The organism is Actinomadura napierensis (genome assembly GCF_039529375.1).
In the GTDB taxonomy this organism is placed as follows: Bacteria; Actinomycetota; Actinomycetes; order Streptosporangiales; family Streptosporangiaceae; genus Spirillospora; species Spirillospora napierensis.
The window spans coordinates 1-21,667 of sequence record NZ_BAAAMR010000114.1 but is presented as its reverse complement, the minus strand read 5'-3'; the positions used below and the strand labels follow the sequence as shown (position 1 = coordinate 21,667).

The 21,667-nt window shown below is 73.2% G+C and carries 21 protein-coding genes and 1 pseudogene; 13 read left to right on the top strand and 9 right to left on the bottom strand.

The window, feature by feature from the left end:
• Positions 1-80 precede the first annotated feature (80 nt).
• Both ABD296_RS40505 and ABD296_RS40500 read left to right on the top strand, forming a co-directional pair.
• Positions 81-2,357, top strand: coding sequence for an FdhF/YdeP family oxidoreductase (locus tag ABD296_RS40505; protein WP_344280560.1), 2,277 nt, complete (start codon positions 81-83; stop codon positions 2,355-2,357).
• Positions 2,358-2,412: 55 nt separating this feature from the next.
• Entirely contained in the window at positions 2,413-3,075 is a 663-nt protein-coding gene (locus ABD296_RS40500; protein ID WP_344280557.1) for a DUF1707 domain-containing protein, read from the top strand.
• Between the two features lie 41 nt (positions 3,076-3,116).
• On the opposite strand, the gene ABD296_RS40495 is transcribed toward ABD296_RS40500, so the two are convergent.
• Complete coding sequence (locus ABD296_RS40495) at positions 3,117-4,142, bottom strand: aldo/keto reductase (RefSeq protein WP_344280554.1); 1,026 nt, start codon at positions 4,140-4,142, stop codon at positions 3,117-3,119.
• Entirely contained in the window at positions 4,139-4,585 is a 447-nt protein-coding gene (locus ABD296_RS40490) for a VOC family protein (protein WP_344280551.1), read from the bottom strand. The genes ABD296_RS40495 and ABD296_RS40490 overlap by 4 nt, the downstream gene beginning before the upstream one ends.
• A gap of 71 nt (positions 4,586-4,656) precedes the next feature.
• Between ABD296_RS40490 and ABD296_RS40485 the strand changes: the two genes are divergently transcribed.
• Complete coding sequence (locus tag ABD296_RS40485) at positions 4,657-5,304, top strand: TetR/AcrR family transcriptional regulator (protein WP_344280548.1); 648 nt, start codon at positions 4,657-4,659, stop codon at positions 5,302-5,304.
• Between the two features lie 45 nt (positions 5,305-5,349).
• Here the strand turns inward: ABD296_RS40485 and ABD296_RS40480 are convergent, their stop codons facing one another.
• Complete coding sequence (locus tag ABD296_RS40480; protein WP_344280545.1) at positions 5,350-6,045, bottom strand: TetR/AcrR family transcriptional regulator; 696 nt, start codon at positions 6,043-6,045, stop codon at positions 5,350-5,352.
• A gap of 160 nt (positions 6,046-6,205) precedes the next feature.
• On the opposite strand from ABD296_RS40480, the gene ABD296_RS40475 reads away from it, so the two are divergent.
• The gene (locus tag ABD296_RS40475; protein ID WP_344280542.1) at positions 6,206-7,219 is read left to right on the top strand and encodes an alcohol dehydrogenase catalytic domain-containing protein; all 1,014 of its coding nucleotides are present in this window, start codon (positions 6,206-6,208) and stop codon (positions 7,217-7,219) included.
• On the opposite strand, the gene ABD296_RS40470 is transcribed toward ABD296_RS40475, so the two are convergent.
• Positions 7,206-8,600, bottom strand: coding sequence for an amidase (locus ABD296_RS40470; RefSeq protein WP_344280539.1), 1,395 nt, complete (start codon positions 8,598-8,600; stop codon positions 7,206-7,208). The two genes, ABD296_RS40475 and ABD296_RS40470, sit on opposite strands and share 14 nt — an antisense overlap.
• 5 nt (positions 8,601-8,605) lie before the next feature.
• On the bottom strand, positions 8,606-9,625 hold the full coding sequence (locus tag ABD296_RS40465) for a D-2-hydroxyacid dehydrogenase (protein ID WP_344280536.1): 1,020 nt from the start codon (positions 9,623-9,625) through the stop codon (positions 8,606-8,608).
• A gap of 259 nt (positions 9,626-9,884) precedes the next feature.
• Here ABD296_RS40465 and ABD296_RS40460 point away from each other — a divergent pair, with 259 nt between their 5' ends.
• From ABD296_RS40460 to ABD296_RS40430, 7 genes are all read left to right on the top strand, one after another.
• On the top strand, positions 9,885-10,367 hold the full coding sequence (locus ABD296_RS40460) for a DUF3830 family protein (RefSeq protein ID WP_344280585.1): 483 nt from the start codon (positions 9,885-9,887) through the stop codon (positions 10,365-10,367).
• A gap of 16 nt (positions 10,368-10,383) precedes the next feature.
• Positions 10,384-11,145 (top strand): maleate cis-trans isomerase family protein, encoded by a 762-nt coding sequence (locus tag ABD296_RS40455; protein ID WP_344280533.1) that lies wholly within the window; start codon positions 10,384-10,386, stop codon positions 11,143-11,145.
• Between the two features lie 51 nt (positions 11,146-11,196).
• Positions 11,197-11,979 carry a maleate cis-trans isomerase family protein gene (locus ABD296_RS40450; protein WP_344280530.1) on the top strand — a complete coding sequence of 261 codons (783 nt, stop codon included), beginning with the start codon at positions 11,197-11,199 and terminating at the stop codon, positions 11,977-11,979.
• 16 nt (positions 11,980-11,995) lie between these two features.
• A complete protein-coding gene (locus ABD296_RS40445; RefSeq protein ID WP_344280527.1) occupies positions 11,996-12,655 on the top strand; it encodes a GntR family transcriptional regulator in 660 nt (219 codons plus the stop codon).
• Positions 12,656-12,724: 69 nt separating this feature from the next.
• Positions 12,725-13,978, top strand: coding sequence for an aspartate aminotransferase family protein (locus ABD296_RS40440; RefSeq protein WP_344280582.1), 1,254 nt, complete (start codon positions 12,725-12,727; stop codon positions 13,976-13,978).
• Positions 13,979-14,016: 38 nt separating this feature from the next.
• Positions 14,017-14,709: a TetR/AcrR family transcriptional regulator gene (locus ABD296_RS40435; protein WP_344280524.1), complete on the top strand. Its 693-nt coding sequence runs from the start codon at positions 14,017-14,019 to the stop codon at positions 14,707-14,709.
• Positions 14,710-14,740: 31 nt separating this feature from the next.
• Positions 14,741-15,883 (top strand): acyl-CoA dehydrogenase family protein, encoded by a 1,143-nt coding sequence (locus tag ABD296_RS40430; protein ID WP_407061569.1) that lies wholly within the window; start codon positions 14,741-14,743, stop codon positions 15,881-15,883.
• A 72-nt stretch (positions 15,884-15,955) separates the two neighbouring features.
• Here ABD296_RS40430 and ABD296_RS40425 read toward each other — a convergent pair whose 3' ends face one another.
• Positions 15,956-16,813, bottom strand: coding sequence for an esterase/lipase family protein (locus ABD296_RS40425; RefSeq protein ID WP_344280517.1), 858 nt, complete (start codon positions 16,811-16,813; stop codon positions 15,956-15,958).
• Between the two features lie 254 nt (positions 16,814-17,067).
• Positions 17,068-17,727 (bottom strand): TetR/AcrR family transcriptional regulator, encoded by a 660-nt coding sequence (locus tag ABD296_RS40420; protein ID WP_344280514.1) that lies wholly within the window; start codon positions 17,725-17,727, stop codon positions 17,068-17,070.
• A 54-nt stretch (positions 17,728-17,781) separates the two neighbouring features.
• Between ABD296_RS40420 and ABD296_RS40415 the strand changes: the two genes are divergently transcribed.
• Complete coding sequence (locus tag ABD296_RS40415) at positions 17,782-19,224, top strand: MFS transporter (protein ID WP_344280511.1); 1,443 nt, start codon at positions 17,782-17,784, stop codon at positions 19,222-19,224.
• Positions 19,221-19,601, top strand: a complete 381-nt coding sequence (locus tag ABD296_RS40410; protein ID WP_344280509.1) for a cupin — start codon at positions 19,221-19,223, stop codon at positions 19,599-19,601. The genes ABD296_RS40415 and ABD296_RS40410 overlap by 4 nt, the downstream gene beginning before the upstream one ends.
• 46 nt (positions 19,602-19,647) lie before the next feature.
• On the opposite strand, the gene ABD296_RS40405 is transcribed toward ABD296_RS40410, so the two are convergent.
• Positions 19,648-20,790 (bottom strand): CaiB/BaiF CoA transferase family protein, encoded by a 1,143-nt coding sequence (locus ABD296_RS40405; RefSeq protein WP_344280506.1) that lies wholly within the window; start codon positions 20,788-20,790, stop codon positions 19,648-19,650.
• Positions 20,791-20,878: 88 nt separating this feature from the next.
• Positions 20,879-21,667 (bottom strand): annotated as a pseudogene (locus ABD296_RS40400) (hypothetical protein); the annotation flags it as partial.

The following is a 21,667-nucleotide window of genomic DNA, read 5'->3' as shown; positions in this document are numbered from 1 at the left end:
TTCCGTTGGACGCAACTCACCGGCGCGGGGCGGACCGCGTCGTGCGACAGTGGAGGCACCCGATCGTAAGGACGTGAACGATGACCCGCCAGGCGCCCGCCGACGACTTCGACGACACCGGGATGCGGGTGTCGGAACCGAAGACGTGGGCGGCCGGCGTGCCGGGGGTCTCGGCGGCGCTGAAGCAGTCCTACGACCAGATGGGCGTCCGCAGGACGGCGCTGACGCTGCTGCGCGTCAACCAGAAGCAGGGGTTCGACTGCCCGGGCTGCGCGTGGCCCGAGGGCGACCACCGGCACGTCGCCGAGTTCTGCGAGAACGGCGCCAAGGCCGTCGCGGAGGAGGCGACGACGCGGCGCATCACCCGCGAGTTCTTCGCCGCGCACACCGTCGGCGAGCTGGCGGAGCGCTCCGACCACTGGCTCGGGCAGCAGGGCCGGCTGACCGAGCCCATGATCAAGCGCGCCGGGTCCGAGCACTACGAGCCGGTGTCGTGGGACGAGGCGTTCGGGCTGCTCGCGTCCGAACTCAACGCGCTCGACTCCCCCGACGAGGCCGTCTTCTACACCTCCGGGCGCACCAGCAACGAGGCCGCGTTCGCCTACCAGCTGTTCGCCCGCGCCTTCGGCACGAACAACCTGCCCGACTGCAGCAACATGTGCCACGAGTCGTCCGGGTCGGCGCTCGGCGAGACCATCGGGATCGGCAAGGGCTCGGTGCTGCTGGAGGACCTGTACAAGGCCGATCTGATCTTCGTCGTCGGGCAGAACCCGGGCACCAACCACCCGCGGATGCTGTCGGCGCTGGAACGGGCCAAGAAGGAGGGCGCGCGGATCGTCGCGGTGAACCCGCTGCCCGAGGCCGGGCTGATGCGGTTCAAGAACCCGCAGCGGCCGTCCGGAGTCACCGGGCGCGGCACCGCGCTCGCCGACCGGTTCCTGCAGATCAGGCTGAACGGCGACCTCGCCCTCTTCCAGGCGCTCAACCGGATGCTCCTGGAGTCGGACGAGCCCGACGCCCTCGACCGCGCGTTCCTCGACGCCCACACCCACGGCTTCGAGGCGTTCGAGAAGCACGTCCGCGGCCTGGACTGGGACGACGTGCTGGAGGCGACCGGGCTGCCCCGCGCCGAGATCGATGCGACGCTGGGCGACGTGCTCGCGTCGAAGCGGATCGTGGTGTGCTGGGCGATGGGCCTCACCCAGCACCGCAACTCCGTGCCTACGATCCGTGAGGTCGTCAACTTCCTGCTGCTGCGCGGCAACATCGGCCGGCCGGGCGCGGGCGTCTGCCCGGTGCGCGGCCACTCCAACGTCCAGGGCGACCGGACGATGGGCATCTACGAGAAGCCCAAGCCGGAGTTCCTCGACGCCCTCGCCGCCGAATTCCGGTTCGAACCACCGCGCGAGCACGGCCTCGACACCGTGGACGCGATCCGCGCCATGCGCGACGGCAAGGCGAAGGTGTTCTTCGGCATGGGCGGCAACTTCGTCCGCGCCACCCCCGACTCCGACGTCACCGAGAAGGCGCTGCGCTCCTGCCGGCTGACCGCGCAGGTGTCGACGAAGCTGAACCGCTCGCACGCGGTGACCGGCGAGCTCGCCCTCATCCTGCCGACGCTCGGCCGCACCGAACGCGACGAGCAGGCGTCCGGGCCGCAGTTCGTCTCCGTCGAGGACTCGATGGGCATGGTGCACGCCTCCCGCGGCCGCCTCGCCCCCGCCTCCGGGCATCTGCTGTCGGAGGCCGCGATCGTCTGCCGCCTCGCGCAGGCGACGCTCCCCGGCTCGGGCATCGGCTGGGACGCCATGGAACGCGACTACGACGTCATCCGCGACCACGTGTCCCGCGTCGTGCCGGGCTTCGCCGACTACAACGCGCGCGTCCGCGAGCCCGGCGGCTTCACGCTCCCGCACGCGCCGCGCGACGAGCGCCGCTTCCCGACCGCGACCGGCAAGGCGAACCTGACGGTGAACGAGCTGGAGATCCTGCGGGTCCCGGAGGGCCGGCTGCTGCTCCAGACCGTCCGCAGCCACGACCAGTACAACACCACCATCTACGGCTTGGACGACCGCTACCGCGGCATCAAGGCCGGCCGCCGCGTCGTGTTCGTCAACCCCGCCGACCTGCGGGACCTCGGCGTCGCCGACGGCGCGATGGTCGACCTCGTCTCCGAGTGGTCGGACGGCGTCGAGCGCCGCGCCCCCGCGTTCCGCGTCGTCGCCTACCCGACCGCGCGCGGCTGCGCGGCGGCCTACTTCCCAGAGACGAACGTCCTGGTCCCGCTCGACAGCACGGCCGAGGTCAGCAACACCCCGACCTCCAAGTCCGTCATCGTCCGCCTGATCCCGGCCTGACCGGCGCCTGGAGCGGAGCGCCCCCGCTGCGGCCCCGCTGGTTTAGGCTCGGGGCATGACGAACCTGCCGGAACATGCCGGTACGCCCGGCCCGCCGGAGATGCGGGCGGGCGACGCCGACCGGGACCGGGTCGCGCGGGTGCTGCGCGACGCGGCCGGCGATGGACGGCTCACGCTCGACGAGCTCGACGAGCGGCTGGACGCGGTGTACGCGGCCAAGACCTACGCCGACCTGGAGCCGCTCACCCGGGACCTGCCGGCGGCGGGGACGTCCGCCGTGGCCGGGCCCCAGACCGGCGCCGACTGGCGCCCGGTCGAGGGCGCACCGTCCTGGGCGTCCGGCATCGGGATCATGAGCGGGTTCACCCGGTCCGGCGTGTGGAACGTCCCGCGCTCGTTCTTCGCGTTCGCGTTCTGGGGAGGCGGGAAGATCGACCTGCGCGAGGCCCGGTTCACCGAAAAGCAGGTGACGATCCGGGCGTTCGCCGTCATGGGCGGCGTGGAGATCGTCGCGCCCGAGGACATCACGGTGCACGTCAAGGGCATCGGCGTCATGGGCGGGTTCGACCACGGCGCGAGCGCGGTCGGGGCGCCCGGCTCCCCGACGGTGGTCGTCAAGGGCTTCGCGTTCTGGGGCGGCGTCGACGTCAAGCGCAGGGCCCGCCGGCACGAGAAGAAGCTCCGCAAGGAACTGAGGAAGCGCGAGGACGGCTCCTGAACCTCGCGCGGAGCCGTCCCCGGGTTCCGGCGGGCGTACGGCTATGGCGCCGCAGTGGTGGAGGCCGGGTCGATCAGCGCGGAGCCGAAGACCCACGGGGATGTCTGGGCGATGAAGTCGTTCGGGAATCCGAGGGTGAAGCCGGTGGCCTCCTCCAGGCGGGTGACGGCCTTGGGCGGGAGGACGAGGTCGGCGGCGGCGAGGTTGTCGCGGAGCTGGTCCGCGGTGCGCGCTCCGACGATCGGGTGGATCGCGCGGGAGCGGTTCATCGTCCAGGCGATCGCCACCTGCGAGGGCGTGGCGCCGAGCTCGCCCGCGACGTCCTGGACGACTCCGGCGACGGCGTGGTCCCTGGCCGACAGTGACGCCGGGGCCAGCCGGCCGCCGGCGGCGGACTCCGGCCGGGTGTACTTGCCGGACAGCACCCCGCCCGCCAGCGGGCTCCACGCGGTGACGCCCAGGCCGAGGGATTCGGCCATCGGCAGCAGTTCGCGTTCGATGTCGCGCTGGAGCAGGCTGTAGGGGACCTGAAGGCCGATGAACGGGCTCCAGCCGTGCCACTGCGCCAGCGTGTTGGCGCGGGCCACTACCCAGGCCGGTGCGTCGGAGATGCCCACGTACAGGACCTTGCCGGCCTGCACCGCGTCGTCCAGCGCCCGCATGGTCTCCTCCAGCGGCGTGTGCCGGTCCCACATGTGCACCCAGTACACGTCCAGGTAGTCGGTGCGCAGGCGGCGGAGGCTCGTCTCCAGGGACGCGCGCAGGTTCTTGCGGTGGTTCCCGGCGGCGTTGGGGTCGGCGCGGTCGCGGGAGACGGTGTACTTCGTCCCGAGCACGAACGACTCGCGGCGGCCGGCCAGCAGCTCGCCGAGGAACTCCTCGCTCGCCCCGTCGCGGTAGTTGACGGCGGTGTCGATCATGTTGCCGCCGGCCTCGGCGTACAGGTCGAGGATCCGCCGGCATTCCGGCATCGGCGCGCCGACCCCGCCCTGCTCCCCGAACGTCATGGCGCCGAGGACCAGTTCGGAGACGCGGAGGCCGCTCATGCCCAGCGTGCGGTACCTCATGCCGTCGCCGATCCGCCGAGGAGCTCGGCGGCCCGGTCGGCGATCTCCTCGGGCGGCACGTCCCGGATGTGCTGGTTCAACGCCCAGCGGTGCCCGAACGGGTCCAGGAACTGGCCGGTGCGGTCGCCCCAGAACGCGTCGTGGACCGGCTCGAAGACCGTGGCCCCGGCCTCCAGCGCCCGGGCCGAGGCGGCGTCGGCGTCGGCGACCTCGACGTGCAGCGCGGCGGGCGTGCCGCCCAGCGCGGCCGGGGTGCGCATGCCCCGCTCGGGCATCTCCCCCGCCACCGCGAGGACCGTGTCGCCGAGCCGGAGTTCCACGGTCAGCGTGGGGCCGCCGGGAAGCGTGAGGCGGCTCGTCTCCCGTGCTCCGAGCGCCTCGGTGTACCAGGAGGCGGCCTGGTCCGGGTCGTCGACGACCAAATGGATCGCTATCTGAGTCACGGCACTGACCATACAGCGTGTCTGGTCACCATGTCCATACATAATGTACGTACACGGTTATGATGGGGGGCATGCCTTCGAGACGGCCCGTAAGCTCCGCCCGCCGATCCGGATCGCCCCCGGCGTCCGCCGAGCTGCGGGAGCGGATCCTGTCCGCCACGCGCGAACTGCTGCGCGAGCGGCGCTTCGACGGTCTCAGCGTGGCCGACATCCTGGCCGCCGCCGGCGTCTCGCGGGCCAGCTTCTACTTCTACTTCCCGAGCAAGCAGGCCGTGCTCGGCGAACTGGTGCGCGAGGCCGTCGCGCAGGGGCAGCAGGCGGCGCGGCCCTGGATCGACGAGGAGCAGGATCCGGTCTCCGCGCTCCGGTCGGGCGTCGCCGACGGGGCCCGGCTCTGGCGCGACAACGCCGGTGTGCTCATGGCCATCGTGGAGAGCTGGGGGTCGGACGAGGGGCTGCGGGAGTTGTGGCTCGAGCAGATGGGCCTGTTCACCGACGCCGCCGCCGCCCGCATCGAGTCCGACCCCCGCGCCCGCGAACGCCTCGGCTCGATGGACACGCGCTCCGTGGCCGCGTCGCTGACCTGGATGGGCGAACGCCTGTACTACCTCGCCGCCGCCGAGGTCCCGCCGTTCGACGACGAGGACGTCCTCATCGACACGCTCACCAACGCCTGGACCTCGATCCTCTACGGGGACGACGCCCCTCAACCCGCGTGAGACCCGGCGCAGGGGCCGCGCAGGCGCGCCCGTCCCGGCGCGTCGTCACTCGGCGAGGCGGTCCAGCCATTCGGTGAGGAGCGCGGTCTCCGCGGGTGTCAGGTCCGGCGGCGGCTCGGCCGGCAGGGCGGCGCGAAGCGCGACCGCCGAGGCGGCGCGGACGTCGCGCGGGGCGGGCTCGTTCGAGGGGCTGTCCGGGACCGTCACCGCGGCGAGGATCGCCTCACGGGTGCGGGCCGACAGGTCACTGCCCTCGTCCCCGTTCGCGATGAGGAAGAGCACGACGCCGACGCCAGCGGCCTGGATCATCCGGGCGGCGACGTCCACCGTGACGCGCAGGCGGCCCGCGCGGGCGATGGCGCCGACCAGGCCGAGCAGGATGGCGTACGCCTCGTCCACGGCGGGCGTGGTGCGGGGCGTCCCGTACATCAGGGCGTAGATGGCCGGGTGCGTCAGGCCGAACTCGACGTGCACGTCCCAGCCGTGCCGCAGGTCCTCGACCGGGTCGCCGGACGCGGCCATGGCGCGCTTGCTCGCCAGGTACTCCTCGAAGCCCTGGGCGGCGACGGCGTCGAACAGGCCCTGCTTGTCGCCGAAGTGGTGGTAGAGGGTCGGCGCGCCGACGCCGGCGGCGGCGCAGACGGCGCGGGTGGAGACGGGCTCGCCGCCGGACTCCGCGATCAGCCGGGCGGCGGCCCGCAGGATCCGGTCCCGCCCGTCGGTGTCCTTCTGTGCGCCCACAACATCGATGCTACAGAACTCGGACGAGCGTCGTTAGGTCGGCTGAGGTGGGAAGACCGGGAGAAGGCCCGATGTCGATATAGCGTCACTACAGAAACGGGTATATCGTTGGTTTCAGCGGTCGCGATCCGGCCGCTTCCGTCTACGAGAGGAACACGGCATGCGCAGCGCCGTTCTCACCGAACAGGGCAAGCCGCTGGAGGTCGTCGAGCGGGAGGTGCCCGAGCCCGGGCCGGGCGAGATCCTGGTCAAGGTCACCGCCTGCGGGATGTGCTTCTCCGAGGTCGGCCTGATGCAGGGGCACTACCCGTTCGCCCGGTTCCCGACGGTGCCGGGGCACGAGATCAGCGGGATCGTCGCCAAGCTCGGACCGGGTGTGGAGTGGCCCGAGCCCGGCACGCCGGTGGGCGGCCAGTGGATCTACGGCTCGTGCGGCCGCTGCGACCAGTGCGTGCGCGGCGACCAGGTCCTGTGCACCGGCGCGCCGCGGCGCGTCACCGGCATCACCGACGACGGCGGCTACTCCGAGTACTACATCGCCCGCGCCGGGTTCGCCACCCCGCTCCCCGACGGCCTGGACCCGGTCGCGGCGGCGCCGCTGATGTGCGCCGGGATCACCGCGTTCAACGGGCTGCGGCACGCGGGCGCGACGGCCGGATCCCGCGTCGCGGTGCTCGGCACCGGCGGCGTCGGGGAGATGGTGACCCGGTTCGCGGCGGCGATGGGCGCCCGCGTCGCCGTCGTGTCCCGGTCGCGCCGCGCCGAGGACGAGGCGCGCGGGCGGGGCGCCGAACTCTACGTCGCCACCGACGAGCAGGACCCCGCCGACGCGCTGCGCGGCTGGGGCGGCGCCGACGTCATCGTCAACACCACGCCGAGCACCGCGCCCGCGCAGGCCTCGCTCGGCGGCGTCGCCCCGGACGGCACCCTGCTGATCCTCGGCGTCGGCGCCGAGAACCTCGCACTGGCGCCCGGCGCTCTCGTGATGAACCGGGTGCGGGTGATGGGCAGCCCGTCGGGCTCCCCGCACGACCTGCGCGACACCCTGGCGTTCGCCGCCGCACACGGGATCGTCCCCGACGTGACCCCGGTGACGCTGGACGAGGCGCCCGGCGTCCTCGCCACGATGGTCGAGGGCCGCCACCACGGCCGCTCCGTCATCACCTTCGGCTGAACCGCCTCCACGGCCGCGCCTGCTCGTAGGCGCGGCAGGCGGCCATGACCAGGTTGTCGGCGTGCCGCGCGCCGACGACCTGGAGGCCGATCGGCAGGCCGTCCGCGGTGAACCCGCACGGCAGGTTCGCCGCGGGCTGCTGGGTCATGTTGAACGGGTAGGTGAACGGGGTCCAGGACGTCCAGCGCGGCGTCGGGGACCCCGGCGGGACCTCGACGCCGGCCTCGAACGCGGCGATCGGCATGGTCGGGGTGAGCAGCAGGTCGTAGCGCTCGTGGAACAGACCCATGATCCGGCCCAGGTCCATGCGGCGCGCGGTCGCGGTCAGGTACTCCAGCGCCGAGTACCGGGCGCCCTGCTCGCAGATGTCCCGCAAGCCGGGGTCGAGGCGCGCGCGCTGCTCGCCGGTAAGGTGCTCGACGACCTTGGCGGCGCCGGCGAACCAGAGGACCTCGAAGTCGGCGACCGGGTCCGCGAACCCCGGGTCGGCCTGTTCGACCTTGGCGCCCAGCTCGGTGAACACCTCGGCGGCGGCCGCGACCGAGGCGGCCACCTCCGGGTCGACGCGGGCGAACCCGAGGTCGGGGCTGAAGGCGACGCGCAGCCCGGTGAGGTCGTGCGGGCCGCCACCGCTGAACGGGGTGGGGGGCGGCGGAAGAGACGACCAGTCGCGGCCGTCGGCGCCGCACACCGCGTCCAGGAGCAGTTCGGCGTCCGCGACCGTGTTGGTCATCGGGCCGGTGTGCGCGAGCGTCCCGAACGGGCTCGCCGGGTAGTGCGGGATCCGGCCGTAGGTCGGCTTGATGGTGAAGACGCCGGTGAACGCGGCGGGGATGCGCACCGAGCCGCCGCCGTCGGTGCCGAGCGCGAGCGGCGCCATGCCCGCCGCGACGGCCGCCGCCGCGCCGCCGCTCGACCCGCCGGGCGTGCGGGTGGTGTCCCACGGGTTGCGGGTCACGCCGGTGAGCGGGTTGTCGGTGACGCCCTTCCAGGCGAACTCCGGCGTGGTCGTCTTCCCGACGAACACCGCGCCCTGCTCGCGCAGCCGCGCGACGGACGGGGCGTCCTCCTCCCACGGCCCGGCGGGATCGATCGTCGTGGACCCGCGCAGCGTCGGCCAGCCGCGGGTGAGCAGGACGTCCTTGATCGACACGGGCACGCCGTCGAGCGCGCCGAGCGTCTCGCCGCGCCGCCGGCGCTCGGCCGAGGCGCGCGCCATCTCCAGCGTGGTGTCCGGGTCGAGCAGGCAGAACGCGTTGAGCTCCGCGTCGTCCCGGTCGATCCGCGCGAGGACGGCCTCGGCGGCCTCGACGGGCGAGAGCGTCCCCGCCCGGTACGCCTCCAGCAGTTCGACGGCGGTCAGGTCTGCCGCGTCCGTCATGGCGGTTACCCCCTCGGTTCGGCGTACTGGACGGGTGCCCCCGGGCGCACGTAGCCCAGGCGCTTGTCGACGACGTTGCGCAGCTCGCGGCCGTGCACGAAACGGTCGAGGTTGTCGGTGAACAGCCGGACGAGCTCGTCCCGCCAGCCGACGGCGTCCCCCGACATGTGCGGCGAGACGATCACGTTGGGCATGCCCCACAGCGGGGAGGACGGCGCGAGCGGCTCGTCGGCGAACACGTCGAGCGCCGCGCCCGCGACGCGGCCGGCGCGCAGCGCGTCGACCAGGTCGTCCTCGGCCACCAGCTGCCCGCGCCCGACGTTGATCAGCCGCGCGGCCGGGTTCATCCGGGCGAGGGCGGCGGCGTCGATCATCTCGCGCGTCTCCGGGGTGAGCGGCGCCGCGAGCACGACGTAGTCGGCTTCCTCCAGCGCGTCGTGCAGCCGTTCCATCGGGTGGACGACGCCGAACTCGGGATCGGCGGCGCGGGCGGTGCGCCCGGCGCCCGACACCCGCAGCCCGGCGGCGGACAGCCGGCGGGCGATGGCGCGGCCGATCGGGCCGGTCCCGGCGACGAGCGCGCGGGCGCCGGTGATCCGCTCGGTCTCGCGGTGCCGCCAGCGCCGCTCGTCCTGCAGCCGCACCGTGCCGGGCAGATCCTTGGCGAAGGCCAGCACCAGGCCGAGGACGTATTCGGCGATCGGCTCGTCGAAGACACCTCGCGAGTTGGTGACGATGGTGTTGCCCTCGACCAGCGCCGGGAACAGCAGCCGGTCGACGCCGGCGCTGGCGATGTGCACCCAGCGCGGCCCGCCCTCGGGCGGCCACGCCGCCGCGAGCGCGTCCGACCAGAAGTCCCACATGAACAGCGCGTCGGCGCCGGGAAGCGCCTCCGCGAGCCGTGTTTCGCGCACCTGCACCACGTGCGCGAGGCGTTCGGCGGCCTGTATTCCGGGCGGCGGGACGTCCCCCCGGAGCACCACCACGCGGGGCGGTTCACCGGGCGCGTGCGGACCATGCTCCATCGGCGGTCACTTTCGGGGTTCCGGAATTTACGGGATGGCAACGCGGGAGGGCATTGACACGCTAGGAACGCTTCGTAGGATTGTCAACAATCAACGGGGTCGAAGTACCAGGTGACCGCGCTGATCGTGCTGCAAGACCGTCGCAACCGTATTGCCCAAGGCCAGGACGGGTCCCAGAGCGCTCTAACGCAAGAGTCCTTTCGGGTGGCGACGCTCTCGCCCACCCCTGTCCACGGGGAGGTCCGGCATGCCCAAGCTCATGACCATCGCACTGGAGAAGCGCGGCGTGTCCTGCGTCGCGGAACTCCTGGAGAAGGACGCGCCGCGGACCTGCGAGGCGGTATGGCGCGCCCTGCCCCTCGGCGGCGACGCCTACCACGCCAAGTACGCGCGCAACGAGGTCTACACGATGGTGGAGCGGTTCGCCGGGGAGGAGGCCGGGCTGGAGAACCCGACCGTGACACCGATCCCCGGCGACGTCGTCTACTTCTCCTTCCCGGGCGGCATGCTCGACCGGGCGTTCAAGGAGGAGAAGAACATCCACGAGCTGCCCGGCGTCATCGATCTGGCGATCTTCTACGGCCGCAACAACCTGCTGCTGAACGGGGACGTCGGCTGGGTGCCCGGCAACGTGTACGCGACGATCGTCGACGGGCTCGACCGGATGGCCGAGGCGTGCAACGACGTCTGGCGGTCCGGCGCCGTCGGCGAGCGCCTGGTCTACCGCCGGCACGAGTCCTAGAGCGGTGGCCGCCCAGATGACATTCGACCCCACGCTGGTCGTCGGGCCCGAGCTGGTCGCCCAGCAGGGCATCGGCGTGGTCGCGCCGTTCGACTTCGCGCTCGACCGCGAGCTGTGGCGGTGGACGCCCGACGACGTGTCCCTGTTCCTGACCCGGCTGCCGTACGTGCCGGTACCGGTCACCGTCGAGATGGCCTCGGCGCTGTCGGACCACTCGATCGTCCGGCAGGCGACCCGCGACGTGCTCTCCCCTGAACCGCTCGCGGTCGCCTACGCCTGCGCGTCCGGCAGCTTCGTCCGCGGCAAGGCCGGCGAGCTGGCGCTGCACCGGACGATGGTCGGGGCGGGCGCGCCCGCCGCGGCCACCACCTCCGGCGCACTGGTGGAGTCGCTGCGGCTGCTGAACGCGGGCCGGATCGCGGTGGTGACGCCCTACATCGACGCGGTCACCGAACGGCTGGTCTCCTTCCTCGGCGAGTACGGCATCGAGGTGGTGTCGTCGGTCGGGATGGGGCTGCTCAGCCACATCTGGAAGGTCGGCTACGGCGAGATCGTCAGCGCGGTGTCGTCGGTGGACCGGCCCGAGGCCGAGGCGGTGTTCATCAGCTGCACCAACGTGCCGACCTACGACATCATCGCCCCCCTGGAGCAGATGATCGGCAAGCCGGTGCTCACCGCCAACCAGGTCACGATGTGCTCGGCGCTGCGCGCGATGGGCCGCTCGGCGGCCGGCGCCGGGCAGTCGCTGGTCCAGCTCAGCCGCCCGACGGCCGCCTGACCCCCCATGATCGGCAACGGCATGATCGATGAAGGTAGGATTGTCGACAACATGCAGCAGAACGGTCCCGCCGCGGGGTTCCTCTACCCGGGCTACAGCGCCGAGGACGACTACCCGGCGATCGAGCGCGCCCTGCGAAGTTCAGGGGCGGGCGGCGTCAGCCTGCCGGTGGTGCACACGCTGATGCGCGAGGACGCGCACCGGGTGGACGCGCTGCTCGACATCGGCGGCGACGACGTGCTCGGCGAGGGCGCCCGGAAGCTGCGTGCGCTGGGCGTGCGGTCCGCCGTGTGGGCGTGCACCAGCGGCAGCTTCGTGTTCGGCTGGGACGGGGCCGCCGCGCAGGTCCGGGGCGTCCGGGACGCCGCGGGGGCCCCCGCGTCCAGCACGTCGTTCGCGTTCGTGCACGCGGCCCGCGCGCTCGGCCTGCGCCGGGTCGCCGTGGCCGCGACCTATCCGGCCGACGTCGCCGAGCGGTTCGGCGCGTTCCTCGGCCACGCCGGCATCGAGGTGGTGGCGCTGTCCTGCCGGGGCATCGTCACCGCCGCCGAGGTCGGCACCCTCCGCCGCGACGAGGTGCTGGAGTTCGTCGCGGCCAACGACCATCCCGACGCCGAGGCGGTGCTGGTGCCCGACACCGCGCTGCACACCGTGTCCTGGCTCGACGAGCTGGAGGAGCGGACCGGCAAGCCGGTGCTCACCGCCAACCAGGTGAGCGTGTGGGAGGGGCTGCGGCTCGCCGCGGGCCCGGCCGGGCTCGCGCCGCGCGCCGGCCTCGGCCGGCTGTTCGCCGCGCCCGCCCCGGCGCCGGGAGGAGATCCCTGGCAGCTATGACGAAAGGGGCCCGCCGATGGGCCGGTTGGGTGAGCTGGAACCCGTCCCGCGCAGGTCGACGGTCGAGATCGTGTCCGACGAGCTGCGCTCGGCGATCATGTACGGGGCGCTGGAGCCGGGCGCGCAGCTCGGCGAGGCGGAGCTGGCCGCGCGGCTCGGCATCAGCCGCGGCCCGCTGCGCGAGGCGATGCAGCGCCTCGTCCAGGAGGGGCTGCTGCTCAGCGAGCCGCACCGCGGCCTGTTCGTGATCAGCATGGACGAGAGCGACGTCGAGGACGTCTACCTCACCCGGCTGGCGATCGAGCGGTCCGCGTGCCGGCTGATCATGCAGCGGAACCGGGGTGAGGCGGTCGCCCGGCTCACCGAGGCCCTGGAGGCGCTGATCGACGCGGCGCGCGAGCGCGACCGGGTCGCGATGAGCGACGCCGACCAGGCGTTCCACGAGGTGCTGGTCAGCTCGTCCGGCAGCCCGCGGCTGGAGCGGATGGCGCACACGCTGCTGGTGGAGACGCGGATGTGCCTGAACGCGCTGCAGGACAAGTACCCCGAGCCGGCGGAGCTGGTCGAGGAGCACCGCCGCCTGGTCGACGCGATCGGCGACGGCGAGGAGGAGCGGCTTCTCCAGCTGATCGAGGAGCACATGACCGACTCCATCCAGCGGCTGCGCACCTCGTAGCGGCTCCCCTGGACAACCGGTCCCGAGGGACCTAGCGTGCAGATTGTCGACAATCTACCGGAGGACGCGATGGCTCAGCTCTCACCCCTGCTCAAGCAGGCCACCCCCGTCCTGGCCGAACGCGGCGAGGGCGTGTACCTCTACGACGCCGACGGCCGCCGCTACCTGGACTTCACCGCCGGCATCGGCGTCACGAACACCGGGCACTGCCATCCGCGCGTCGTGGAGGCGGCGCGCGAGCAGGTCGGCACGCTGATCCACGGCCAGTACACGACGGTGATGCACCGGCCGCTGCTGCGCCTGGTGGAAGCGCTCGGCGACGTCCTGCCGGACGGACTGGACTCGCTGTTCTTCCTCAACAGCGGCAGCGAGGCGGTCGAGGCGTCCATCCGGCTCGCCCGGCACGCCACCGGACGGCAGAACATCGTGGTGTTCCAGGGCTCGTTCCACGGCCGGACGATGGGCGCCGCCGCCCTCACCACCGCGGGCACCAAGTTCCGCGCGGGCATCGGCCCGCTGATGCCCGGCGTCGCCGTCGCCCCGTTCCCGCAGGCCTACCGGTACGGGTGGGACGAGGACGAGGCGACCCGCTTCGCGCTGCGCGAGCTGGACTACGCGCTCGCCACGTCCAGCCCGGCGTCCGACACCGCCGCGTTCGTCGTCGAGCCGGTGCTCGGCGAGGGCGGCTACATCCCGGCGCCGCCGGCCTTCCTGGAGGGGCTGCGCGAGCGCGCCGACCGGCACGGGATCCTGCTCGTCGTCGACGAGGTGCAGACCGGGTACGGCCGGACGGGCCGGTTCTGGGGCCACCAGCACTCGGCGGCCCGTCCCGATGTGCTCATCACCGCGAAGGGCCTGGCCAGCGGCTTCCCGCTGTCGGCCATCGCGGCGCCGCAGGCGCTGATGGAGAAGGCGTGGCCGGGCTCGCAGGGCGGCACCTACGGCGGCAACGCGGTCGCGTGCGCCGCCGCGCTCGCCACCCTGGAGGTCATCCGGGACGAGAACCTGGTGGAGAACGCCGCCGTGCTCGGTGCCCGGCTGAACGACGGGCTGCGCGAGGTGGCGGCCGGCCGTCCGGAGATCGGCGACGTGCGCGGGCTCGGGCTGATGCAGGCCTGCGAGTTCACCGCTCCGGACGGCGAGCCCGACACGGCCGCCGCCCAGCGCGCCCAGCGCGCCGCCGCCGAGCACGGCCTGCTGCTGCTCACCTGCGGCGCGTTCGGCAACGTGGTCCGGATGATCCCGCCGCTGGTGGTGGACGCCTCCCAGGTCGACGACGCCCTGGCCCTGTGGTCCAAGGCCGTCGCCGACGCCCTTGGCTAGGGTCCGCCGAAGTAGCACGGACGTGCTATAAAAGGAGGATGCCGAAGATCGTCGATCCCGAGGCCCGCCGCCGCGAGGTGGCCGAGGCCGTCTTCCGCGTCGCCCGCCGGGACGGCCTGGAGCAGGCCTCGCTGCGCAACGTGGCGGCCGAGGCGGGCCTCGCCATCGGCTCGGTCCGGCACTACTTCGGCGGCCAGGCCGACATCATGATCTTCGCGATGCGCTACTTCGCCGAGCGGGCCGGCGAGCGGATGCGGCTGCGCGCCGGCCGGCTCGCCGTCCCCGATCCCGCGGCGCCGCCCGCCGCGCACGTCGCCGCACTGGAGGCGCTGTTCGCCGAGCTGCTGCCCCTCGACGCCGAGCGGCGCGAGGAGGCCGAGGTGTGGCTGGCGTTCGTCGTCGGCGCCCGCACCCGGCCCGAGCTGCGGCCGCTCGCCGAGGAGATGCACGGCGACCTGCGCTCGGCCGCCGTGAACGTGCTCCGGCACGCCCACCGGGCCGGAGTGCTGCGCCCCGGCCTGGACATCGAGGTCGAGGCGGCGCGTGTGCACGCGCTGGTGGACGGGCTGACCCTGCACGCCGTCCTGGAGCCGGAGAGCACCGGCCCGGAGGACATGCGGACGGTGCTGCGCCGGCACGTCGTCGAGCTCACCGACGTCCCGGCCGGGGACCTGCCCGCGCCGCCCGACCTGGACGACCTGCGCACGGGGGCGCGCCGCGGCGCCTGCTAGATTCCGAACCTCGTTCTAATCACGAGGAGGCGTGTTGAATCCCTGGCAGACCCCCGAGCGTGCGGCGCTGCGCGAGCTGGTCCGCGACTTCACCGCGCGGGAGATCGCTCCCTCGCTGCCGGAGTGGGAGGACGCCGGGGAGCTGCCCCGGTCCCTGCACCGCCGGGCCGCCGGGGCGGGCATCCTCGGCGCCGGGTTCCCGGAGGAGGCCGGCGGCTCGGGCGGCGAGCTGTTCGACGCGCTGATCGTCGCCGAGGAGATCATCCAGGCGGGCGGGTCCGGCGGGGTGGTGGCGTCCCTGTTCACGCACGGCATCGCGCTCCCCCACCTCATCGCCTCCGGCGACAAGGCCCTGATCGACCGGTTCGCCCGGCCCGTGCTGGCGGGCGAGAAGATCGGCGCGCTGGGCGTCACCGAGCCCGGCACCGGATCGGACGTGGCGGGCATCCACACCACCGCCGTCCGCGACGGCGACTCCTACGTCGTCAACGGCGCCAAGATGTTCATCACCTCCGGCGTACGGGCCGACTTCGTCACCACCGCCGTCCGCACCGGCGAGCCGGGCTTCGGCGGGATCTCGCTCATCGTCATCGAGAAGGGGACGCCCGGCTTCACCGTCTCCAAGGCGCTGCGCAAGATGGGCTGGCAGTGCTCCGACACGGCCGAGCTCGCTTTCGCCGACGTGCGGGTGCCCGCCGCGAACCTGATCGGCGAGGAGAACGGCGGGTTCCTGCAGATCGTGCAGAACTTCGTCACCGAACGGCTCTCGCTGGCCGTCCAGGCGTACGCCACCGCGCAGCGGTGCCTCGACCTCACGCTGCAGTGGATCCGGGACCGCGAGACGTTCGGCCGGCCGCTGTCGTCCCGCCAGCTCGTCCGGCACAAGGTCGCCGAAATGGCGCGGCAGGTGGACGTTGCGCGCGCCTACACCCGCTCGGTCGCCGAACGGCACGCCGCAGGCGAGGACGTCCTCACCGAGACCGCGTACGCGAAGAACACCGCCGTCTACGCGTGCGAGCACGTCGTCCACGAGGCCGTGCAATTGCACGGCGGAATGGGGTACATGCGGGAATCGGAAGTGGAGCGCCATTACCGCGACGCCCGCATTCTCGGCATCGGCGGCGGCACCAACGAGATCATGAACGAGATCGTCGCGAAGCGGCTCGGGCTGTGACCACGGCCTGAACGCGGCGCGGCGCCCGGCGGTGAAAGGGGTAACCGCCGGGCGCCGCTTTCTCGGGAGAGGTCAGCCGAGCGGGTTGTTGCAGTCGATGGGCCAGTACGGGCCCCAGATGTCGAGCGAGTTCAGCACGAACTTGATCATCACCGGGTCGAACGCGATGCCGACGTGCGCGTTGGTGTCGTTCGCGCACTTGTCCTGCAGCAGCACGTTCTGCGCGTTGGAGCCGTTCAGGAACTCCGAGGTGTACGGCGTGACGACCTCGTCGTACTTGGTCGACAGCACGATGTACTGCGGGCCCGGCACGGTGTCGCCGCCGGCGTTCAGCTTCTTCAGGAAGTCGGAGTCGGTGATCTGCTCCCCCGCCGACGGCGCGGCCTTCACCACGGCCTGCGTGATGCCGAGCAGGCTGCCGAGCTCCACCAGCCCGTCCAGGTTCGTCCCGTGGTTGGACGGGACGACGCCGATGAGCTTGTTGACCTTCGCCGCGCCGCCCAGGAACTTCAGGTAGTAGCGGGGCATCATCCCGCCCTGCGAATGGCCGACCATGTCGACCTTGGACGCGCCGGTCGAGGCCAGCACCTTGTCGACGAACGTGGCGAGCTGGCCCGCCGACTCCGCGATCTCGCCGGTGCCCTGGATCGGGGCGTCCTTCGCGCCGCCGTAATTGAGCGCGTAGACGCAGTATCCCGCCTTCTTCAGCGCGGGCGAGAGCTTCTGCCAGTTGAACGCCATGTTCTCGAACGTGCCGTGCACCAGCACCACCGGGCGGGGGTGCAGGAACGACGGTTTGCAGTTCCAGTCGTTGGCGCCGTCCGGGCTCGTCTCCGCGTGGGCCGCGGGCGCGACCACGGAGGTCAGGCCGATGGCGGTGGGGATCGCCGCGGCGATGACGGCCCAGGACTTGAGTCGCCTGAAACGCATGTTCATCTCCCTAAAGCGGGCACGCCGAAAAGCACCGGGAGCCCGTGCAGCGGTAATGCGGGTTCCGGCCGCGAATCGTCGTGGGGTCGGGGGTGGGTGGTGCGGCGCCGCGTGATCACCTGAGGTGCTGACAAGGTACGGCGGCTTTACCGCTCGGTCTTGTAGCAAGACTCGCCAGTTGGCGTGAGGGAATTGTCAGGCGACTCACAATCGGCGTCGCCCGCACGCTTCCCGACCTGCGGTCCGGCGCCTCGCTACGGTGCGCCGACGAGCCCGTTCACCAGCGCGCGGAGGCCGTCGGCGTAGGTGTCCCGCGCGGTCAGCGCCGTCCAGCGGTCCGCGACCCGCGCGAGGCGGGGCAGTTCGGCGGGGTCGATGTCGGCGAACACCCGCTCGCGGTAGGTGGGGCGCTCGTCGCCGGCCCGGCGCCGCGCCGCCGCGGCCCGCACGATGATCTCCCCGGCGGTGTAGTACCAGATGGCCCGGTACCCGTGCACGGCCTGCTCGGGGCTCAGCCCGCACTCCTCCAGGCCGCCCAGGATCTGCTCGACGAACCACAGCGCGGAGCGTGACAGCAGGTCGTCGGCGGTGAGCACCTCCGCGATCCAGGGGCAGGCGGCGAGCGTCTCGCGGATCGCGGACGCCGTCACCACGATGCGCTCGCGGGGGTCGGCGGGCAGTTCGGGCTCGCGCGCCATCCGCCCGGCGTAGTCGTCCAGCAGCAGGACGAGCAGCTGCTCCTTGTCGCGGACGTGGTGGTACAGCGCCATCGGCGTGCTGCCGATCTCCTTGGCGAGCCGCCGCATCGTCAGCCGGTCGACGCCCTCCTCGTCCACGATCCGGCGCGCGGTCCCGACGATCTCGGCGCGGGAGATCCGGGGCGGCCTGCCCCGCTGGGCGGACGGTTGCGGCATGCCCCCATCATCGCGGACTCGACAGCCGGGCCCGCCGCCGGTTAGTTTTTATACATGTACAAAAAAGAACGGGCGCGCCCCTGGGCGGTGCTGGCGGCGGCCTGCGTCGCCCAGTTCGTCTTCGCGCTGGACATGGCGGTGATGAACGTCGCCCTCCCGGCGATCAGGACCGCCCTCGGCTTCGCACCGGTCGACCTGTCCTGGGTCGTCCACGTCTACGCACTCACCTTCGGCGGGTTCCTGCTGCTCGGCGGCCGGGCCTGCGACCTGTACGGGCGGCGCCGGATGTTCGTCCTCGGCCTGGTCGTGTTCGGGCTGTGCTCGCTCGCCGGCGGGCTCGCCCAGGCGCCGTGGCAGCTCGTCGCGGCGCGCGCCGGCCAGGGCCTCGGCGCAGCCGCCGCGGCACCGGCTTCGCTGGCCCTGCTGACCACCACGTTTACCGAGGGCCGCGCGCGCGTGCGCGCCCTCGGCGTGTGGAGCGCGATGAACGCGGCGGGCGGCGCCCTCGGCGTCCTCGCGGGCGGCGTGCTCACCGAGTACGCGGGCTGGCGCTGGGTGATGCTGGTCAACCTGCCCTTCGTCGCGCTCACCCTCGCGTTCGTCCCGGCGGGCGTGGCCGCCCACGCCCGCACGGGCCCGCGCGAGCGGATGGACGTCCCCGGCGCGGTGCTGGCGACCGCCGGATTCGGGCTGCTGGTCTTCGGCGTGGTCCGCACGGACGCCATCGGCTGGACGGCCCCGGCGACCCTCGCCTGCCTCGGCGCCGCCGCCCTGCTCCTCGCCGCCTTCGTCGCGGTGGAGGCCCGGGTCCGCGCGCCGCTCGTCCGGCTCGGCCTGCTGCGCGGCCGGTGGGTGGCGGGCGCGAACCTGATCGTCTTCCCGGCGGCGGCGGGCCAGTTCGCCGCGTTCTACTTCGTCTCCCTCTACATGCAGCAGGTGCTGCACATGGGCGCGGCCGAGACCGGCCTGGCCTTCCTGCCCTTCTCGGCCGGCGTCGTGCTCGGCACGCTGCTCGCGACGCGGGTCGTCGGGAACCGCTCGCCCCGCGCGGCGCTGATTCCGGGCAGCCTGCTCGCCGCCGCGGGCCTGGCCTGGTTCACCCGGATCAGCCCGGACGGCGGCTTCCTCACCGACGTGCTCGGCCCGTCGGTGGTGGGCAGCGTCGGCATCGGGCTCGTGCTCGCCCCGGTCGCCGCCGCGGCGACCACCGGGGTCGCGGCCCGGGAGGCCGGGATGGCCTCGGGGCTGCTCAACAGCTCCCGCCAGCTCGGCGGCTGCGTCGGCCTGGCCGCCCTCGCGACGGTCGCCGCCCACCGCACCGGCGGCGCGACCTCCCCGTCCGCCCTGAACGGCGGCTACGCGCTGAGCCTCACCGTCTCCGCGGCCCTCTTCGTGCTGGCCGCGTTCGTCGCGCTGGCACTCCCCCGCAGGGAGAGGGCCGCGTCCGCACCGTCCGCCGCTCCGGCGGAGAACCGACTGGAAGGAACACCGTCATGACGCAGCCGATCGACATGTTCGCCCTGGCCCTCAACTTCTACCCGGACGGCGCGGTGACCAGCGCCGAGCGCCGGATGACCATCGACGACGGCGGATGGCAGGTGGCGGCGTTCCACGTCGAGACCGACGCGGACGTCCACTCCGACCACTGGGAGGTGCACCCGGCGGCCGAGGAGGCGGTCTGCTGCCTGGCCGGCGGCGGGTTCCGCATGTACTTCCGGCCCGAGGAGCCGGGCGGCGAGGAGGAGATGGTCCGGCTCGCGGCGGGCAGCGCGGTGATCGTGCCCCGGAGCCGCTGGCACCGCCTGGAACTGGACGGCCCGAGCGACGTCATGTCCATCACCCTGCGGCGCGGCTCCCTCCAGGAGAAGCGCTGACGATGCCCGGCGGTGCCCGGCCCGGCGGCCGGGCACCCTTCCGGGGTCAGGCCTGCGCGACGGCGCCGTCGGCGAGGAGGGCGTCGACGTCGTCGAAGCCGAGGTCCTCCAGGACGGCGCGGGTCTGGCCGCCGGGCAGGACGGGCAGGCCGTCGGTGTCGGTGGCGGTGCGGGAGAAGCGCGGCGCGGGGGCGGGCTGGCGGTGGCCGGCGCGCTCGGGGAACACGTCGCGGGCGGTGTTGAAGGGGTGCTCCTTGGCCTCGTTCATCGACAGGACGGGCGCCACGCACGCGTCGCTGGGCACGAACACCTCGGTCCACTCGTCGCGGGTCTTCGCCTTGAACGCGGCGGCGAAGCGCTCGCGCATCTCGGGCCAGCCGGCGCGGTCCTGCTGGTCGCCCAGGCCGTCGGTGTCGACGCCGAGGCGCTTGACGAACTCGGCGTAGAACTGGGGCTCGATCGCGCCGACCGCCATGTGCTTCCCGTCGGCGGTCTCGTACACGTCGTACCAGGGGGCGCCGGTGTCGAGGAAGTTGACGCCGCGCTGGTCCTGCCAGAGGCCGCCGGCGAGGAAGCCGTGGATGAAGGTGGACAGGTGGGCGGTGCCGTCCACGATCGCGGTGTCGACGACCTGGCCGCGTCCGCTGGTCCTGGCCTCCAGGAGCGCGGCGAGGACGCCGACGACGAGGTACATGCTGCCGCCGGCGAAGTCGCCGAGCAGGTTCAGCGGGACCTGCGGCGGGCCGCCGGCGCGGCCGATGGCGTGCAGGGCGCCGGTGATGGCGATGTAGCCGATGTCGTGGCCGGCGGTCTGCGCGAGCGGGCCCTCCTGGCCCCAGCCGGTCATGCGGCCGTAGACGAGGCGGGGGTTGCGGGCGAGGCAGTCGTCCGGGCCGAGGCCGAGGCGCTCGGTGACGCCGGGCCGGAAGCCCTCGAGCAGGATGTCGGACTTCTCGGCGAGGCGGAGCACGACCTCCTTGCCCTGCTCGCTCTTGAGGTCGACGCCGATCGAGCGCTTGCCGCGGTTGCTGAAGTCGGTGCCCCCGGTGGCCTCGCCGCGCACCGCGGAGGCGCGGTCGACGCGGATCACCTCGGCGCCGAGGTCGGCCAGCAGCATCGCGGCGAACGGCCCGGGCCCGATCCCGGCCAGCTCGATCACCCGTACTCCGGAGAGCGGCCCCTTGCCCATCTGCGACCCCTTTCGGCCCGACACCCTGAATCCCGTTCGGTAACCCTAGTGTGCCCGATCGCAGTAAGTGAATCCTGACCGGCCCCGTTCAGCGGGACGCGGCGGTGAGGGCGACCGGGGTGCCGGGGCGGCGCTCCGGCGCGGCGACGAGCAGCCGGTGCGCGACCGCGGACGTGCCGATCGGCCCCCGCGCGCGCGGCACGAGCCCGGCTCCGGCGGCGGCGAGGTAGTACCAGCGGCCGGACGGGGCCTGCCACCAGGTGCCCGCCACCGGGCGCCGGTCGTCGCAGGTGCCGGTGGCGTACGCCTTGCGGGCGAGGAGCGCGGAGGTGCCGTCCGCAGCGCCGTCCGCGTAGGTCGTGCGGGTGCAGAACCAGCCGGCGGACGCGCCGCCGTGCGGGAGCGTCCCGGACCAGAAGTTCCAGGCCATCGCGCCGATGACTGGCCGTTGCCGCGCCGGTCCGAGGCAGCCGAGGCGGTTCCATGCCTTCAGTGCGGCGGGACCGAGGCGGGCGGGCGGGGACGGGCGTCCGGACGGCTCGTACGCAGGCGAGTGGAAGGTGAGGACGGCGGCCCGCGCGCCGCCGGGGTCGCCGAACGTGCGGTCGCCGAGGTGGAACAGCGGGCCCCGGCCGCAGGGCGTGCGGGCGGGCGCGGGCGCGACGACGCCGTCCCGGACGGGCAGGCCGGAGCCGTCCAGGGTCCGGGGCGCGGAGTCCCCGGGGGCGAGGAGGTAGCGTCCGCCGCCGAGGGCGATCGGGGCGGACGGGTCGGTGCCGGCGGCGGCGACGTCCAGGTCGGCGGCGGTGTAGCGGGCGATGCGGTCGCCGCGCCGCATCAGCGCGAGCGGCGCGCCGCCGGCACGGCCCGCGTAGAG

What these genes read in the sequence shown, in the direction of transcription:
- ABD296_RS40505 (WP_344280560.1), top strand. Translation starts at nt 81, where the DNA reads ATGACCCGCCAGGCGCCCGCCGACGACTTCGACGACACCGGGATGCGG.
- ABD296_RS40500 (WP_344280557.1), top strand. Translation starts at nt 2,413, where the DNA reads ATGACGAACCTGCCGGAACATGCCGGTACGCCCGGCCCGCCGGAGATG.
- ABD296_RS40495 (WP_344280554.1), bottom strand. Translation starts at nt 4,142, where the DNA reads ATGAGGTACCGCACGCTGGGCATGAGCGGCCTCCGCGTCTCCGAACTG.
- ABD296_RS40485 (WP_344280548.1), top strand. Translation starts at nt 4,657, where the DNA reads ATGCCTTCGAGACGGCCCGTAAGCTCCGCCCGCCGATCCGGATCGCCC.
- ABD296_RS40475 (WP_344280542.1), top strand. Translation starts at nt 6,206, where the DNA reads ATGCGCAGCGCCGTTCTCACCGAACAGGGCAAGCCGCTGGAGGTCGTC.
- ABD296_RS40470 (WP_344280539.1), bottom strand. Translation starts at nt 8,600, where the DNA reads ATGACGGACGCGGCAGACCTGACCGCCGTCGAACTGCTGGAGGCGTAC.
- ABD296_RS40465 (WP_344280536.1), bottom strand. Translation starts at nt 9,625, where the DNA reads ATGGAGCATGGTCCGCACGCGCCCGGTGAACCGCCCCGCGTGGTGGTG.
- ABD296_RS40460 (WP_344280585.1), top strand. Translation starts at nt 9,885, where the DNA reads ATGACCATCGCACTGGAGAAGCGCGGCGTGTCCTGCGTCGCGGAACTC.
- ABD296_RS40455 (WP_344280533.1), top strand. Translation starts at nt 10,384, where the DNA reads ATGACATTCGACCCCACGCTGGTCGTCGGGCCCGAGCTGGTCGCCCAG.
- ABD296_RS40450 (WP_344280530.1), top strand. Translation starts at nt 11,197, where the DNA reads ATGCAGCAGAACGGTCCCGCCGCGGGGTTCCTCTACCCGGGCTACAGC.
- ABD296_RS40445 (WP_344280527.1), top strand. Translation starts at nt 11,996, where the DNA reads ATGGGCCGGTTGGGTGAGCTGGAACCCGTCCCGCGCAGGTCGACGGTC.
- ABD296_RS40440 (WP_344280582.1), top strand. Translation starts at nt 12,725, where the DNA reads ATGGCTCAGCTCTCACCCCTGCTCAAGCAGGCCACCCCCGTCCTGGCC.
- ABD296_RS40435 (WP_344280524.1), top strand. Translation starts at nt 14,017, where the DNA reads ATGCCGAAGATCGTCGATCCCGAGGCCCGCCGCCGCGAGGTGGCCGAG.
- ABD296_RS40425 (WP_344280517.1), bottom strand. Translation starts at nt 16,813, where the DNA reads ATGCGTTTCAGGCGACTCAAGTCCTGGGCCGTCATCGCCGCGGCGATC.
- ABD296_RS40420 (WP_344280514.1), bottom strand. Translation starts at nt 17,727, where the DNA reads ATGCCGCAACCGTCCGCCCAGCGGGGCAGGCCGCCCCGGATCTCCCGC.
- ABD296_RS40415 (WP_344280511.1), top strand. Translation starts at nt 17,782, where the DNA reads ATGTACAAAAAAGAACGGGCGCGCCCCTGGGCGGTGCTGGCGGCGGCC.
- ABD296_RS40410 (WP_344280509.1), top strand. Translation starts at nt 19,221, where the DNA reads ATGACGCAGCCGATCGACATGTTCGCCCTGGCCCTCAACTTCTACCCG.
- ABD296_RS40405 (WP_344280506.1), bottom strand. Translation starts at nt 20,790, where the DNA reads ATGGGCAAGGGGCCGCTCTCCGGAGTACGGGTGATCGAGCTGGCCGGG.